17 protein-coding genes and 1 tRNA gene are annotated in these 14799 nt (G+C 59.4%); 3 read left to right on the top strand and 15 right to left on the bottom strand.

What is annotated here, in order from left to right:
- Positions 1-48: 48 nt before the first annotated feature.
- The 3 genes from rpsR to rpsF form a co-directional block, all read right to left on the bottom strand.
- Entirely contained in the window at positions 49-381 is a 333-nt protein-coding gene (gene rpsR, locus H7B90_RS25710; protein ID WP_185138760.1) for a 30S ribosomal protein S18, read from the bottom strand.
- A 21-nt stretch (positions 382-402) separates the two neighbouring features.
- The gene (ssb, locus tag H7B90_RS25705; protein ID WP_185138759.1) at positions 403-936 is read right to left on the bottom strand and encodes a single-stranded DNA-binding protein; all 534 of its coding nucleotides are present in this window, start codon (positions 934-936) and stop codon (positions 403-405) included.
- 69 nt (positions 937-1005) lie between these two features.
- Entirely contained in the window at positions 1006-1293 is a 288-nt protein-coding gene (rpsF, locus tag H7B90_RS25700) for a 30S ribosomal protein S6 (RefSeq protein ID WP_185138758.1), read from the bottom strand.
- Positions 1294-1574: 281 nt separating this feature from the next.
- Between rpsF and H7B90_RS25695 the strand changes: the two genes are divergently transcribed.
- The gene (locus H7B90_RS25695; protein WP_185138757.1) at positions 1575-2705 is read left to right on the top strand and encodes a YncE family protein; all 1131 of its coding nucleotides are present in this window, start codon (positions 1575-1577) and stop codon (positions 2703-2705) included.
- 132 nt (positions 2706-2837) lie between these two features.
- Complete coding sequence (locus tag H7B90_RS25690; protein ID WP_185138756.1) at positions 2838-3026, top strand: YjzC family protein; 189 nt, start codon at positions 2838-2840, stop codon at positions 3024-3026.
- A 500-nt stretch (positions 3027-3526) separates the two neighbouring features.
- On the opposite strand, the gene H7B90_RS25685 is transcribed toward H7B90_RS25690, so the two are convergent.
- From H7B90_RS25685 to H7B90_RS25670, 4 genes are all read right to left on the bottom strand, one after another.
- Positions 3527-3617: transfer RNA gene (locus tag H7B90_RS25685), tRNA-Ser, on the bottom strand.
- A 55-nt stretch (positions 3618-3672) separates the two neighbouring features.
- Positions 3673-3894: a DUF951 domain-containing protein gene (locus H7B90_RS25680; RefSeq protein WP_185138755.1), complete on the bottom strand. Its 222-nt coding sequence runs from the start codon at positions 3892-3894 to the stop codon at positions 3673-3675.
- Positions 3894-4817 (bottom strand): mechanosensitive ion channel family protein, encoded by a 924-nt coding sequence (locus tag H7B90_RS25675; protein ID WP_246578486.1) that lies wholly within the window; start codon positions 4815-4817, stop codon positions 3894-3896. The genes H7B90_RS25680 and H7B90_RS25675 overlap by 1 nt, the downstream gene beginning before the upstream one ends.
- A gap of 17 nt (positions 4818-4834) precedes the next feature.
- Complete coding sequence (locus H7B90_RS25670) at positions 4835-5083, bottom strand: putative Se/S carrier protein (protein ID WP_185138754.1); 249 nt, start codon at positions 5081-5083, stop codon at positions 4835-4837.
- Positions 5084-5218: 135 nt separating this feature from the next.
- Between H7B90_RS25670 and yyaC the strand changes: the two genes are divergently transcribed.
- On the top strand, positions 5219-5836 hold the full coding sequence (gene yyaC / locus H7B90_RS25665; protein WP_185138753.1) for a spore protease YyaC: 618 nt from the start codon (positions 5219-5221) through the stop codon (positions 5834-5836).
- Here yyaC and H7B90_RS25660 read toward each other — a convergent pair.
- The 8 genes from H7B90_RS25660 to mnmE all read right to left on the bottom strand — a co-directional run bounded on the left by H7B90_RS25660 (position 5811) and on the right by mnmE (position 14715).
- Complete coding sequence (locus tag H7B90_RS25660; protein WP_185138752.1) at positions 5811-6302, bottom strand: DUF4446 family protein; 492 nt, start codon at positions 6300-6302, stop codon at positions 5811-5813. The two genes, yyaC and H7B90_RS25660, sit on opposite strands and share 26 nt — an antisense overlap.
- A gap of 40 nt (positions 6303-6342) precedes the next feature.
- Positions 6343-7515, bottom strand: a complete 1173-nt coding sequence (locus H7B90_RS25655; protein ID WP_185138751.1) for an aminotransferase class V-fold PLP-dependent enzyme — start codon at positions 7513-7515, stop codon at positions 6343-6345.
- 101 nt (positions 7516-7616) lie between these two features.
- The gene (locus H7B90_RS25650) at positions 7617-8465 is read right to left on the bottom strand and encodes a ParB/RepB/Spo0J family partition protein (RefSeq protein ID WP_185138750.1); all 849 of its coding nucleotides are present in this window, start codon (positions 8463-8465) and stop codon (positions 7617-7619) included.
- Positions 8446-9219, bottom strand: coding sequence for a ParA family protein (locus tag H7B90_RS25645; RefSeq protein WP_185138749.1), 774 nt, complete (start codon positions 9217-9219; stop codon positions 8446-8448). Before H7B90_RS25645 ends, H7B90_RS25650 begins: the two co-directional genes overlap by 20 nt.
- Before the next feature lie 393 nt (positions 9220-9612).
- Positions 9613-10431, bottom strand: coding sequence for a nucleoid occlusion protein (noc, locus tag H7B90_RS25640; protein ID WP_185138748.1), 819 nt, complete (start codon positions 10429-10431; stop codon positions 9613-9615).
- Positions 10432-10660: 229 nt separating this feature from the next.
- Positions 10661-11389, bottom strand: a complete 729-nt coding sequence (rsmG, locus tag H7B90_RS25635) for a 16S rRNA (guanine(527)-N(7))-methyltransferase RsmG (RefSeq protein WP_185138747.1) — start codon at positions 11387-11389, stop codon at positions 10661-10663.
- 1 nt (position 11390) lies between these two features.
- Positions 11391-13289 carry a tRNA uridine-5-carboxymethylaminomethyl(34) synthesis enzyme MnmG gene (mnmG, locus tag H7B90_RS25630; protein ID WP_185138746.1) on the bottom strand — a complete coding sequence of 633 codons (1899 nt, stop codon included), beginning with the start codon at positions 13287-13289 and terminating at the stop codon, positions 11391-11393.
- Positions 13290-13338: 49 nt separating this feature from the next.
- The gene (gene mnmE, locus H7B90_RS25625; protein ID WP_185138745.1) at positions 13339-14715 is read right to left on the bottom strand and encodes a tRNA uridine-5-carboxymethylaminomethyl(34) synthesis GTPase MnmE; all 1377 of its coding nucleotides are present in this window, start codon (positions 14713-14715) and stop codon (positions 13339-13341) included.
- Positions 14716-14799: the final 84 nt, after the last annotated feature.

Below are 14799 nucleotides of genomic sequence, written 5' to 3'. Positions count from 1 at the left end.
AATTCTATAATGTTAAAAAAAGCACCCCTCGCGGGGTGCTTCTTCCTCTTACTCCGTGGTGTACGGCAGCAGAGCCATCTGGCGCGCGCGCTTGACGGCAACCGTCAGCATGCGTTGGTACTTCGCCTTCGTGCCGGTTACGCGGCGCGGCAGGATCTTGCCGCGTTCGCTGATGAACTTGCGGAGCAAGTCCAGATCTTTGTAATCGACATGGGTGATCTTGTTCACCGTGAAGTAGCAAACCTTACGGCGCTTGTTGCGTCCGCGGCGGAACTTGCGGGGCTCGCGTTGCTCTCCGTTGCCGCCGGGACCGCGGTTCTCACGAGGTGTATACGTACGCTCTTCACGAGCGGCCGGTGCAGCTTGTTGTTGTTCGCTCATTTATTCTCCGTCCTTCCTGTCTTAGAATGGCAAATCATCGTCCGATATATCGATCGGCTTGCCGTCATCGGCGAATGGGTCCACGTTGCTGCCGCCGCGCGATCCGGAGCCGCGGCTTCCGCCACCGCCTCCATATCCGCCTCCGCCGTACCCGCCGCCGCCGGAATTCCCTCCGCCGTAATCGTCGCGGCCTTGCCCTTGTCCGCCGCCCCCGCCTTCGCGGTTCGGCGATTCCAGGAAGCGCACGTTATCGGCGATGACTTCCGTTACGTAGACTCTGCGGCCTTCGTTATTCTCGTAGTTGCGCACCTGAATGCGCCCCTCGACGGCGGCCAGACGGCCCTTCCGAAGGTAGTTCGCGCAAGTCTCGGCCAATTGGCGCCACGTTACGATCGGGATGAAGTCCGCCTCGCGTTCGCGTTCTCCTCCGCCGCTATCGCGGGAGAAGGGGCGGTCTACAGCCAGCGTAAATTGCGCTATGGCCACGCCTGCAGGCGTATAACGAAGCTCGGGATCCTTGGTCAAGCGTCCGATCAGAATAACCCGGTTCAACATGGTTGGCACCCTCCCAACTATGACGACTCACGGCGGTTGACCGCCGGGTGTGCTGCGTTGCGTCCTGCCTTAGGCGACGACTTCTCTGACGATCATGTGACGAATGACTTCGTCCGTAATCTTCAGAACGCGCTCGAGCTCGTTCACGACGTCCGAGGAAGCCGTAAATTGGACCAACACATACGTCCCTTCGCGGTGCTTGTTGATCTCGTAAGCGAGACGGCGCTTGCCGAGCACGTCATGCTTCACGATCTCTCCGCCGTTCACGATGATGCCTTGGAATTTCTCCACGACAGCTTGAACGGTCTCTTGTTCCACGTCCGGACGGATGATGTACATCAACTCATAGTTGCGCATCTTCCGTTCACCTCCTTCTGGTCTTTGGCCCCCCGCTTCGAATACCGCCGGACAAGTCCGGTCGGCCGAGGAGCAAGGAGTATGCTTGTTAATGGCATACCTATATAATCTATCATAATTCCCGGTCCAGGTCAATGAATGCAACATTCGGGAATCGGCCTGTGCATCCGCCCGCACGCCCGCCTACGGGATGAATACCCTGATCTAGCGATTCGACAACGCGTCTCCCGAGACCCTTGCGGCTCGAGGAAGCGTTCGTAGACGGAGAGGAGTCTGGACCAATGAGCCGATTAACCCTTGCTTCGGCATCTGCCGCTGCTCGAACCGCGGTTGCCCGCAAATCGCGATCCTTCGGGAAAAGAACCTCGGCACCGTTCGCGAAGAAGCTCGCGACGATCCGCGTCGGCCGAGAGCCTCTGTTCCTGGCCGTGAACGAAGCCGCGGGCCGCGTTTACGCGAATAACGGCTCCCGCGGAGCGATCTACGTTCTGAACGGAAGCACGGACCGTCTGGCGGCCACGATCCGGATCGGCAAGCCGTTAGGCCCCATGGCCGTCCATCCCGAGGCCCACAGGCTGTACGTCGCCGCGTCACCGGATTCCCTGCTCGTCATCAGCACCCGAACGAACCGCGTGCTTCGTACCGTTAAGCTAGGCGGCGATCCCGGCCAGATCGTCGTATCCCCCGACGGCGCCCACATCTACGTCGCCGTCGACAACCGGACGATCGCCGTCGTGGACGCGAAGACCGATAAAGTCGCGGGGCTGATTCCGGTACCGCAAGGCGTCATCCAATTCGCCCTGAATGGCGCCACGAACCGTCTATACGCGGTTGGCAATCGCCTGAGCGTCATCCATCCCTCCAAGCTGAAGGTCGTCGCGGCCCTCGATATCGGAGACCGTCCTCTCGCGAGCGGGATCGCCGTCAACGAGCATACGAACCGCATTTATGTCGCGAACTTCTTCGACAGCCATTCCAATGCGATCTTCGCCGTCAGCGGCAACACGAACCGGGTCCTCCGCCGCATTCCGGTAGACGGGGTTGCGGGCGTCGCCGTCAATCCCCGATTGAACCGGATTTACGCCGGATCGCTGGGCGAGGGTCCGGCCGATCTGGCGGTCATCGACGACGAGATGAACGAGGTCGCGAAGAAGGTAACGACGGATCAAGCCAGCGCCGATTCGGTCCTGGCCGATACGGACAACAACTTAGTCTTCATCGCCAGCGAAGCGGACGGGGTCGTCACCTTCGTGGATGGAACGAACAACAAGCGGTTCGCCTCGATCGCGATCGGCGAGAGCGGCTTCCAGCCGGTCGGGCTCGCGTTCAACCGGCGAACCGGGAAGCTGTACGCCTCGAACTTCATGGCGAGCACCGTTACCGTGTTCCAGACCGGCCGAACTTCGAGGTAAGCGGGGAACTTCCTGCCCGGATCGGCCGGCAGCCTAGCCGACGATCGATGAAGCGGAGGTTCCTGCGCGTGCATAGGCACCCCCCTTTTCCCCGACAATATAGGTTGATTCCGATCATGGGGGGTGAGCACAATGGGAGAACAGAGCGAATTCGAGCCGGGCCAACGCGCGCCGAACGACGGAGAGTATATCGAGATCGGCGAAGCCTCGTTCCACACGGGAATCAACAATCCCAAGATCGTCCGCCTGAGCAAGGGCGACCGCTTCCCGGAGACGTCCAACCACCGGCGGAAGTGGAGACGATTCAACAATCACGGCTGAACGATGAATAGGAGGGTCCCCGTTCGGACACTCTAGATATCGGCGACGAACAGAGAGGTGTGGTTCCATTGAACCCATGCAGGCAACAGCCGAAGGAAGGACCGTGCCACACGGAGTAGGAACGGAGGGTTGTGCCAAAGACACTTGTCTGTAACACACATGGTTCGCTAACGAGCGATCCGTTGACCCGAAGCGCTGGCATCCGGCAGGGCGAAGCTCGTCTTCGCTTCCACCGAAATGCATAACAGCAACGTCTGGATTACGACTTCGACTCGACTAACGTCGCCCGGAGAACCCCGTAAGGGGTTCTTTCGATTTTCTCGCCTTACCGTCGCCGCGCATCCGTACTATCGTACCGGCCACTGTTGCAGCGACTATCACGCCAGGGCCTACGAACATGCCTTGATGCATGTCAGCTTAACGGCCCGTTCTCACCCCACCCGCCCATTAACGCAAAAAATCGATCCCTGTTATACAGGAATCGATCGAATTCGCTTTTATGGCGGAGAGGGTGGGATTCGAACCCACGCACGCCTTGCGACGCCTAGTTGATTTCGAGTCAACCCCCTTGGGCCTCTTGGGTACCTCTCCGCAGCAAGAAAAATCATATCACATTTCGGACGGGCTTGCAACAGGTTGTTGCTTCCTAATTTTGCTCGCCCGCTCCCTCTTCCCCGGACGCCGAGCGAAGCACTTTTTTCATGCTTTTCTCGAACTTCGCCCGCGGCAGAAGAATGCTGTGCTTGCACTTCACGCACTTGATGCGGATGTCCATGCCCATGCGGATGACTTCCATCTCGTTCGCTCCGCAAGGATGAGGCTTCTTCATCTGCACGATGTCGCCCAGCTGGAAGACCTTCGGTTCCATCAGCTCACCCCTCCCGCCCGCTCAAGCGCTTTGTAATAACGAGGATCGCCGGCCGCTTCGAACGCCTTCTTGATCTCCGCGTTCAGATGGCGCGTCAGCGCCGTCTGGGTGTTCGGCCGGCAGACCGCCGTCACCCGCAGCACGACGTCGGACCCGGTCATCGACTGGACGCCCAGCAGCTCCGGCATCGCGACCAGATTCGGGTCCTCGAACTTGGCCAGAACGCCTCGCACGATCTCCATCGCGTAATCGAGCTGTTCGGTCGCGGCGATCGACACGTCGACGACGGCCAGGGAGTTGTTCACCGAGAAGTTCGTCACATCCGTGATCGATCCGTTCGGGATGATGAACACCTCGCCCGTCCAGCTCTTGATGCGCGTCGCCCGAAGCCCGATCATCTCGACCGTCCCGCGGAACTTGCCGGTCTCGATGACGTCCCCGACCGAGAAGTGATCCTCGAGAATAATGAAGAAGCCGGTGATGACGTCCTTGACCAGGCTCTGCGCCCCGAAGCCGATCGCGAGGCCGATCACTCCGGCGCCGGCGAGCAGCGGGGCCAGATCGATATGGAACTCGCCGAGAATAAGCAGGATAACGATAAAGTTGAGAACGTAGGAGGCCGCATTCTTGAGCAGCTTCCCTACCGTCTGAACCCGGCGGCTTCTCAGCTTGAACCGCTTCGAAGCCTTCGGGTTGGCCAGATGGTCGATAACCCGATAGAGAATGATCTTGGCCACCCGGCTGAAGAGGAGGATCATCAGGATCCGGAGCGCTACCTTCAGCACGTACAGCCACATATCCGTATCGCTGACCGACTGCCAGATATCGTCAACGAACTGCTGCCATAGATTCAAGTTTTTCTCGAGCGCTTCGTCGAGCCCTTCTTCCGCGAGAGGCATGAAGACGAGCTTGCCTAATCCCATCCCGCTTCCCTCCGATCTTACCTGATTTGTTCGTATCGGCCCGGCTCCAACTGCCGGAACAATCCGCGAATCTCTACCTTCTCGCCGTCGATGACGTTCCGGACCGTATCCAGCTCCTCCGCCGGGAACTCGATGGACAACGCGCAGCCGGCGGTAATCTCCTTGGGGGTCGGCCGGATATCGATCTCGATGTCCGCGTATTCGAGCAGCATCTCCGCCCTTAACGCCTGCTGGGTGGAGTCGAAGGCGATCAATAAGGGCTCCATTCGCGTCGGCTCCTTCCGTCCGATGGTATCCCGGCTTCCAGCCGATTTTGCAAGTCTTCGACCTGCCTATGAGTATAAATGCGCTATACCGTCCATATACTAGTAACATCCCCTGGGAGGAGGCGAAGCAGACGAATGAACGGCGCATGGGAGAGACGGTCCGGCACCAATAGCGAGACGGCCGCGCTCTCTTTGAAAATCCCTTACAACGAACCTTCGGTTACGAACCGGTTAGCCCAGCGGCTTGAGAGCCAACTCGCTCCTCTCCCCCTGGACAGGCGCATCGTCATCGTCTGCGTCGGGACCGACCGGTCTACCGGCGACTCGCTCGGCCCGCTCGTAGGCACGACGCTCTCCCGGGAAGCGAATCCCCAGTTCGACCTGTACGGCACGCTCGACGAACCGGTGCACGCCATGAACTTGACGGAGACGCTGCTGCGCATCTCCAGATCGACGCCGCGGCCTTACGTCATCGCGATCGACGCGTGCCTTGGACAAGTCTCCAGCGTCGGCTGCATCCAGATCGGCACCGGACCCGTTCGGCCGGGAGCCGGCGTCAACAAGGATCTGCCTCCGGTCGGGGACATGCATATGACCGGTATCGTGAACGTGGGGGGCTTCATGGAGTACTTCGTGCTGCAGAACACCCGGCTGAATCTGGTTATGAAAATGGCGGACATTATCTCGCAGAGTCTTCTGCAAGCGATCCGCAACACGCGCACTCCGGCTATTCCTTTTGCGATGCCTGATTGATGGCCGTCTTCTCTTCCGGAGACAGCATGTATGCCGATTGGCCCTTGTCGAGCGGCTTCGCGTAAAGGAACGTCTGTTCCCGGCCGTGAATGCCGGTGAGGACGACGCCGTCCTGCTCGTCGTTCACGATGGCCACGGAGAAGCTGAGGTCGCTTCCCGAATCGGAGAACGCATTGAACCGATGAACGCCGATCCGTCCCTTGAGGGCGGCGAGGCGTTTCTCGTGTTTGTCGAGGCGCTCGTCCTGAATCCGGCGCACGCTCTCCAGCTCTTCCAGCCGGCCGTGCAAGTTGACCAGAACGCCCTCCAGCTCGGGGATTCCCGTATCGCCGATCAGCTTGGCGTGCGCCTTCCGCAGCCGGCGCAGCTTGCCGCTAAGAATAATGACCCACACTAGTACGATGACCGCCAAGGCTCCCTCGCCCGCGACGATGGCCAGCCAAGCGCTGTCGTCCAACCCGTTCATGCCTTCTCCCCCATGCTATCCAATCTTCTCTGAACGCGTATTAATTCGCGGAGCCGCGCATCGCAGCCGTGATGTCGCGCACCGCTTCGATCAAGGATACGATTTCCGATTCGGTTGTAAAATATCCCGGACTGGCCCGCAGGGCGCCGGTCTCGGTCGTGCCTTCGCTCGAATGCCCGAGCGGCGTGCAGTGGAAGCCGGACCGCACCGCGATGCCGAATTGCCGGTCCAATATAAAGGAAGCTTCCGACGGATCGAGCCCCTCCATCAGGAACGAGACGATCGCCGTTCTCTCCGTCCCGGGGCCGGGACCCAGCAGTTTCACGCCCGGAATGGCCATGAGACCTTCCATCAGCTGCACCGTCAGGGCTCGCTCGCGGGCATGAATTCGCTCCGTCGTCTCCTTCAGGACGAACTTCACGCCCTCCGTCAAGCCGGCGATGCCGACCGTGTTGGGCGTTCCCGCCTCGTACCGGTCCGGACGGGCGGACGGCTGCTCCGGCGATTCCGAGGCGCTGCCCGTTCCGCCGTGCATGAGCGGCTCCAGCTCCAGATCGGGGTGAATGTACAGCCCCCCCGTCCCTTGCGGCCCGAGCAGCCCTTTATGCCCCGGAAAAGCGAGCATATCGATCCCGAGAGCGCCGACGTCGATGTCGAGCACGCCGGCGCTCTGCGCGGCGTCCACGAGCAGCTTGACGCCCTTCGCCTTCGCGATCGCCCCAACTTCCTCGAGAGGCGTAATCGTGCCGGTCAGGTTCGAGCTGTGCGTCACCGCGATGAGCTTCGTAGTCGGCCGAATCTCTTCGCGAAGCACCGCCAGATCGACCGTTCCGAGAGCGTTGGTCTTCACGTAGCTGACTTCGATGCCGATTCTCCTGCGCAGCGCTTCGAGCGGCCTGCGCACCGAATTGTGCTCCAGCGAGCTCGTGATCACGTGGTCCCCCGGCCGGAGATACCCCATCAGCGCCAGGTTAAGCGCGTGGGTCGTATTCAACGTGAAGGCGATATCGTTCGGGTTATGGATCCGGAACAGCTTGGCGAGCGCCTTGCGCCCTTCGAACAGCACCCGGCTCGCCTTCACGGCCATCTCGTGGCTTCCCCGCCCCGGATTGGCCGCGGCTTCCCGCATGCACTTCTCCATCGCCTCGATCACCCCGGGAGGCTTCGGCCAGGAAGTCGCCGCATTATCCATATAGATAAGAGGTTGATTCATCTGAGATTCCTCCGTCAACGTCGTCCTGACGCAAGGATAGCATACCTAAGTTTAATCCTTCCCGGGAAAGATTACAACTTGGGTATGCTATCGCGCTCAGCCTATGCAAGTGCTTGAAGAATCTCCAGAAGCCTCTCCAAATCTCCTTTGCCGTAGTAGGCAAGTTCGATATGCCCTTTGTCCTTGTTCGGCTTGATCCGGACCGTCGTCTTGAACTTCTCGCGCAGCGTCTCCTCGATCTCTTCGAGATACGGATCGCGCTTCACCGACTTCGGCTTCGGCTTCGCCTTCCCCTTCGCTTCCGGCTGCTGCACCGCATCCTCCAGCTCGCGGACGCTCCAGCCGTTCGCGACCGACAGCTTGGCCAGCTCCTTCTTTTTCGCGTCGTCCTTGATGCCGGCCAGCGCTCTCGCGTGTCCCATCGATAATGTTCCACGTGAAACATGGTCTTTGATCTCTTCCGGCAATGCGAGCAACCGGAGGAAGTTCGCGATATGGGAACGGGACTTCCCTACCTTCAGAGACAGCTCTTCTTGAGTCAGAGAGAATTGATCCATGATCGCTTGGTAGGCGATCGCCACTTCGATCGCGTTCAGGTCTTCGCGCTGAACGTTCTCGATCAGGGCGATCTCCATGACCTGCTGATCGCTGTAAGACCTTACGACGGCCGGGATCGTCGGATTGCCCAGTAGCTGGGACGCCCGGAACCGGCGCTCGCCCGCGATAATCTCGAATCCTCGCAGCGCCGTGCGTACGATGATCGGTTGGATAACGCCATGCTCGCGGATCGATTCCGCCAGCTCCTTGATCGCTTCGTCGTCGAACGTCTTGCGAGGCTGATAGGGGTTGGCCCGGAGCTGCGCCAACGGAATCTCGACTACCTTATCGTCTTCCTTGATGGACAGGGACGTAATGAGAGCATCCAGTCCTTTACCTAGCCGCTTGCTCATACGTAATCACTTCCTTCGCCAGCTCGAGATACACCTCGGCGCCTTTGGATTTGGGATCGTACGTGATGATGGATTGTCCGTGGGAAGGCGCTTCGCTAAGCCGCACGTTGCGGGGGATGACGGTCTGGTACACTTTCTGTTGGAAGTACTTCTTCACTTCTTCGATGACTTGAATGCCCAGGTTCGTTCTCGCGTCGAACATGGTCAGCAGCACGCCTTCGATCTGCAGGGACGTATTCAGATGCTTCTGCACGAGTCGGATCGTGTTCAGAAGCTGGCTTAATCCCTCCAACGCGTAATACTCGCATTGGATCGGAATGAGAACGGAATCGGCCGCCGTCAGCGAATTGATCGTCAGGATGCCAAGCGACGGCGGGCAGTCGATCAATATGTAATCGAACTCGTTCTTCACCATCGCGAGCGACTTCTTCAAGCGAATCTCCCGGGAGATGGTCGGAACCAGCTCGATCTCCGCACCGGCCAGTTGAATGGTGGCGGGGATCATCTTCAAATTCGGAAGCCCCGTCTCGACGATCGCTTGCTTCGGATGCACGTCGTTAATCAGAATGTCGTAGATGCAATATTCCACATCCGCTTTACTGATCCCAATGCCGCTGGTCGTATTCCCTTGGGGATCAATATCGACGATGAGCACTTTACGGCCCAATGTCGACAAGCAGGCGCCCAGATTGACGGCGGTCGTCGTCTTCCCGACACCGCCCTTTTGGTTGGCAACCGCAATTATTTTAGACAAAACCCTTCACCTCATTATAAACTGCCATGCGAATAAACCTCTGCTCGTTCTCTCATTGTATAACAACGACTCTATCAACTAAACTCTCAATGCTTGGAAGCAGGCCGAACCCATGCAAGGAAGCCCATGAACGTCGAAGAAGCTTCGCGGAGATCATCTAGTCGTGGATCGGAGATGGCCTTGCAACGGGTAGATGATTGAGCTAATTGGGATCTTCAGCGTTCTTGCCGCCGAGGAAGCTTGGCGAAGATCATCTAGAGAGGATAAGGGCCGGTCTTATGAAGTCTAGATGACAAAAGAGAAGACGCGAACGCGACGCCCCTCCCTGCCGTCCCTAGACCAGGAACGTCCGCAAGGAGGCTCGCCGCCGTCTAACCAGAATCGCTTCCCGCTTTACTTCCGCTTCGGAATCTGAATGACGATCTCGATGTGGTCTTCGCAGTCCCGTTCGCTCGACTTGATCGGGATCCCCGATCCCGTAACCATATCGACCGATTGACGGATCGTGTTGATGGCCAGCCGAATATCCTTCGAGAACGATACCCGGCGGTTCTTCGGCTTCTTGCTCGCTTCGAGCAGGAAGGCGATGCGGGTCTCGGTCTGCTTCACGTTCAATTCCTTCTCGATGATCTCCTGAAGCAGCTTGTTCTGCGACTCTTCGTCGGGAAGGGACAGGAGCGCCCGCGCGTGCCGTTCGGTAATCTTCCGTTCCAACAAGGCGTTCTTCACCGTGTCTCCGAGCTGGAGAAGGCGAATCTTGTTCGCGATCGTCGATTGGCTCTTGCCGAGCCGCTGGGCGAGACTCTCTTGCGTCAACTGATGCAATTCCATCAATTTATGGTACGCAACCGCTTCTTCGATCGCAGTGAGCCCTTCGCGCTGAAGGTTCTCGATCAGAGCGATGGACGCGGCCTGGGAATCATTGATCTCGCGGACGATCGCAGGGATCTGCTCCATGCCGAGACGCGTGACCGCGCGCCATCTGCGTTCGCCGGCGATAATCTCGTGCTTGCCGTTGCGAACCCGAACGACGATGGGCTGAATGACCCCGTGCGTCTTAATGGTCTGGCACAATTCCTCGATCCGTTCGTCGTCAAATACCGTTCGCGGTTGATAGGGGCTGGGTACGATGTCTGCTACCGAGATCTGCTTCACTTCTTCTTGGCCGCTACGATCCGACAGGCCGAAAATTCGCGACAACGGTTCTCTCATCTTCTTAGGACCACCACGTTCTCATATTCTTAACGTTCCTCTCGACGAAAAAGCGCCGCCATTTAACGCCCGGAAGGCGCATATGCGGCACGTCGGTTTGCTTCTATCATTGTTAATTCGCCGTTGACGGCTCATTTCCTGCCTGTGAAAAAACTTTCATGGTTTATTTTGTTCCACGTGAAACATCTCCGCGAGTTCAGATCGAATGTTTCACGTGGAACATGGAGGGTTAAGTGCCGAGGAGCGGCATCTTCAGAGGAACACCCGCTTTGCGGGGGTAAGACTGGGGAGTCGGGCGCACCTTGCGGATAAGGACAAGGTGCCGCTCGGAGCGCTCGATCGGAAGCTCCAGCCGCTTCACTTCCTGGAGTTCGCCGTTCAATTGCTTGATGCTGAAGCGACTCTCTTCGATCTCCTCCGACAGATCCGACCCCTTCATCGCGACGAACAGTCCCCCGTCCCGGACGAATGGAAGACACAGCTCGTTCAATCCCGCTAGCCGGGCCACCGCGCGGGCGGTGACGACGTCATAGCGATCCCGGTGCGCCGGCAGCCTCGCGATATCCTCCGCCCTGCCGTGAATGCAGGCGACGCCGTCAAGCTTGAGGGAAGAAGCGACTTCCTCCAGGAATCGGATTCTCTTGGCCAGCGCATCGACGATCGTGATCTTCAGCTGCGGAAAAGCGATCTTGAGAGGGATCGAAGGGAAGCCCGCGCCGGAGCCGATGTCGGCCAGCGCGCGCTCCCCTCTCAGATCCGAAGCGAGCGAGACGGTTAACGAATCGTAGAAGTGCTTCTCGTACACCGCTGCCCTCTCCGTAATGCCGGTCAAATTCATCTTCTCGTTCCATTCGACCAACAAGCGGAAGTAGAGCTCGAATTGCTCCAGCTGCCCTTCGTTTAAGGAAATGCCGATTGCTTCGGCTTGTTCGCGAAGCCATGCCTGCACGCTGTCCATGTTACCCCCGCGCCGCCGCCGTCACCCGGTTGTAATGCTCCAGGTGGACGAGCAGAATGGACAGATCCGCGGGCGTGACGCCGGAGATGCGGGAAGCCTGGCCGATCGAGAGCGGACGAACCTTGTCGAGCTTCTGCTTCGCTTCCGTCGCCAATCCGTGAATGATGCCGTAGTCGATGTCCTCCGGAATGCGCTTCTTCTCCATCTTGCTCAGCTTCTCGACCTGCTGCAGCTGCTTCTCGATATAACCGGTGTACTTGATCTGGATCTCCACTTGCTCCTTCATGTCTTCCGTCAGTTCGACCGGCGAAGGAGACAGCTTCTCGAGATCGGCGTAGGACAATTCGGGGCGACGCAGCAGCGTGACGCCGTCGACCGTGTTCTGAAGCGGCGCGGATTCCAGGGAAGCGAGCATCGCTTGCACTTCCTCGTCCGGCTTGAACTTCGTCTCCCGCAAGCGGGCGATCTCCGCTTCGACCCGGTTCTTCTTGTCGAGGAACTTCCGGTATCTCTCCTCCGGAATAAGCCCGATCTCGTAGCCCAGCGGAGTGAGCCGCAGATCCGCGTTGTCGTGCCGCAGAAGAAGGCGATATTCCGCGCGGGAAGTGAGCAGGCGATACGGCTCGTTGGTCCCCTTGGTCACAAGGTCGTCGATCATGACGCCGATGTAGCCGGCGGAGCGATCGATGATGACCGGCTCCTCCCCCTTCACCTTGCGAGCCGCGTTGATGCCGGCCATGATGCCTTGCCCGGCCGCTTCTTCATAGCCGGAGGTGCCATTGATCTGGCCGGCGGTGAACAGATACGGGATGAGCTTCGTCTCGAGCGAAGGCCACAGCTGCGTCGGCACGACCGCGTCGTACTCGATGGCGTAGCCGGTGCGCATCATCTCCACCTTTTCCAGACCCGGGATCGAGCGAAGAATGCGGAGTTGAACGTCCTCCGGCATGCTCGTCGACAGGCCCTGCACGTAGTATTCCTTCGTGTTCCGCCCTTCCGGCTCGAGGAAGATCTGATGCTTCGGCTTGTCGGCGAAGCGGACGATCTTGTCTTCGATCGACGGGCAGTAGCGCGGACCGGTCCCTTCGATGGCGCCGGAGAACATCGGAGCGCGATGCAGGTTGTCGTTGATGATCTTGTGGGTCTCCTCCGACGTGTACGTCAGCCAGCAAGGAATCTGTTGGTTGGCGAGGTCGGAATATTCGGTCTCGAACGAGAAATACTTCGGCTTGTCGTCGCCCGGCTGGATCTCCGTCTTGCTGAAGTCGATCGTGTCCTGATGAACGCGGGGCGGCGTGCCGGTCTTGAAGCGAACGAGCTCGAGCCCCAGGCTGCGCAGATTTTCGGACAGCTTGACGGAAGGCTGCTGATTGTTCGGACCGCTCTCGTACATGAGCTCGCCCATGATGACCTTGCCGCGCAGGTAGGTGCCCGTCGTCAGAACGACGGCCTTCGCCCGGTACTCCGCGCCCGTCTTCGTGATGACGCCGCGGCAGGCGCCGTCTTCGACGATCAGCTCCTCGGCCATCCCTTGGCGAAGGGTGAGCCTCTCCTGCTTCTCGATCGTCTCCTTCATCGTATGCTGGTACAGGAACTTATCCGCTTGGGCGCGCAGCGCATGGACGGCCGGCCCTTTGCCCGTATTCAGCATTCTCATCTGGATGAACGTCTTGTCGATGTTGCGTCCCATCTCTCCGCCCAAGGCGTCGATCTCGCGCACGACGTGGCCCTTCGCCGGTCCGCCGACGGACGGGTTGCACGGCATGAACGCCACCATATCGAGATTGATCGTGAGCAGCAGCGTCTCGCAGCCCATACGTGCGGCGGCCAGCGCCGCTTCGCAGCCCGCGTGGCCGGCGCCGATCACGATCACGTCATAATCGCCTGCATGATAACTCATAACGCGTAATACCTCCTTTATATAGTAGGACTGACGAAGATCCGTCCCTTTACTTGCCCAAGCAGAATTGGGAGAAAATCTGATCCAGCAGCGACTCCCCGACGGAGTCGCCGACGATCTCGCCGAGCTGCTCCCACGCCGCGGCGATGTCGATCTGAATGAGGTCGATCGGAATGCCCTCTTCCGCCGCGCCCATCGCATCCTGAAGCGACTTCGCCGCCCCGTGCAGAAGCGAAATATGGCGAGCGTTGCTGACATACGTCAGATCCTCGCTCTCGATGCTTCCGCCGAAGAACAGCTTCGAGACGGCTCGCTCGAGCGCCTCGATGCCCGTCCCCTCCTTCGCGGAGATCTCGACGATCCTCTCCGCTTCGAATCGGCTTCGCACTTCGTCCAGCTCCAATCGACCGGGCAGGTCGATCTTGTTCACGACGACGATGACGGGCCGTCCCTCGAGTTCCTCGAGCAGCCGCCGCTCGTCCTCGTGCAGCGGCTCGTTGTGGTTCAGCACGAGCAGAATCAAGTCCGCCTCGTTCAAGGCTCCCCGCGAACGTTCGACGCCGATCCGCTCCACGACGTCGCTCGTCTCCCGAATTCCCGCCGTATCCAGCAGCCTAAGCGGAATGCCGGAGAGCGAGACCGATTCCTCGACGATATCCCGGGTCGTTCCCGGAATGTCGGTGACGATCGCCTTGTTGTCCTGAGCCAGCGCGTTCAGCAGCGAAGACTTGCCGGCATTCGGCCGGCCGACGATCGCCGTCACGATGCCTTCCCTCAATATTTTGCCTTCCGCGGCCGTTTTTAGGAGCCCGCGAACGGCTTCCAACACCTTCCCGCACGTCTCGGTAATCGCCGAAGCGGTCATCTCCGCCACATCGTGCTCCGGATAGTCGATATTCACCTCGACGTGCGCGAGCAGCTCGATCAGCTGCCGGCGCAGCGGCACGATCTTCTTCGACAGCGCTCCTTCGGACTGCCTTCTCGCCACCTGGAACGCCCGGTTCGACTTCGAGCGGATCAGGTCGATGACCGCCTCCGCCTGCGCCAGGTCGATCCGTCCGTTCAGGAACGCCCGCTTCGTGAACTCGCCCGGCTCCGCCATCCTCACGCCGCTGCGAAGAACAAGCTCCAGCACCGACTGAACGGCCACGATCCCGCCATGCGTGCTGATCTCGACGACGTCCTCCGCGGTGAACGACCTTGGGCCCTTCATCACCGTAACCAGAACTTCGTCGACGACCGCGCCATCGGCGGGATCGACGATCCACCCATAATTCACCGTATGCGTCTTCGCTTCCCGCAAATCCGTCTTCGACCGGAACAGCGGCGCGATCCGCTCGACCGCTTCCGGTCCGCTTACCCGGACGACCGCGATGCTGCCTTCTCCGAGCGCGGTCGCCACCGCGGCTATCGTATCTTCCGTCATTGGACGCTCCCTCTTCTTCGCTTGCGAAAATATGAAAAAACGCAATGCTCCGCTAACGTGCGGAAGCCATTGCGTGGTTGCGAC

Source organism: Cohnella xylanilytica, assembly GCF_014212175.1.
Taxonomy (GTDB): Bacteria; Bacillota; Bacilli; order Paenibacillales; family Paenibacillaceae; genus Cohnella; species Cohnella xylanilytica.
The sequence above is the reverse complement of the archived record's forward strand: the minus strand, read 5'-3'. Positions and strand labels throughout refer to the sequence as shown.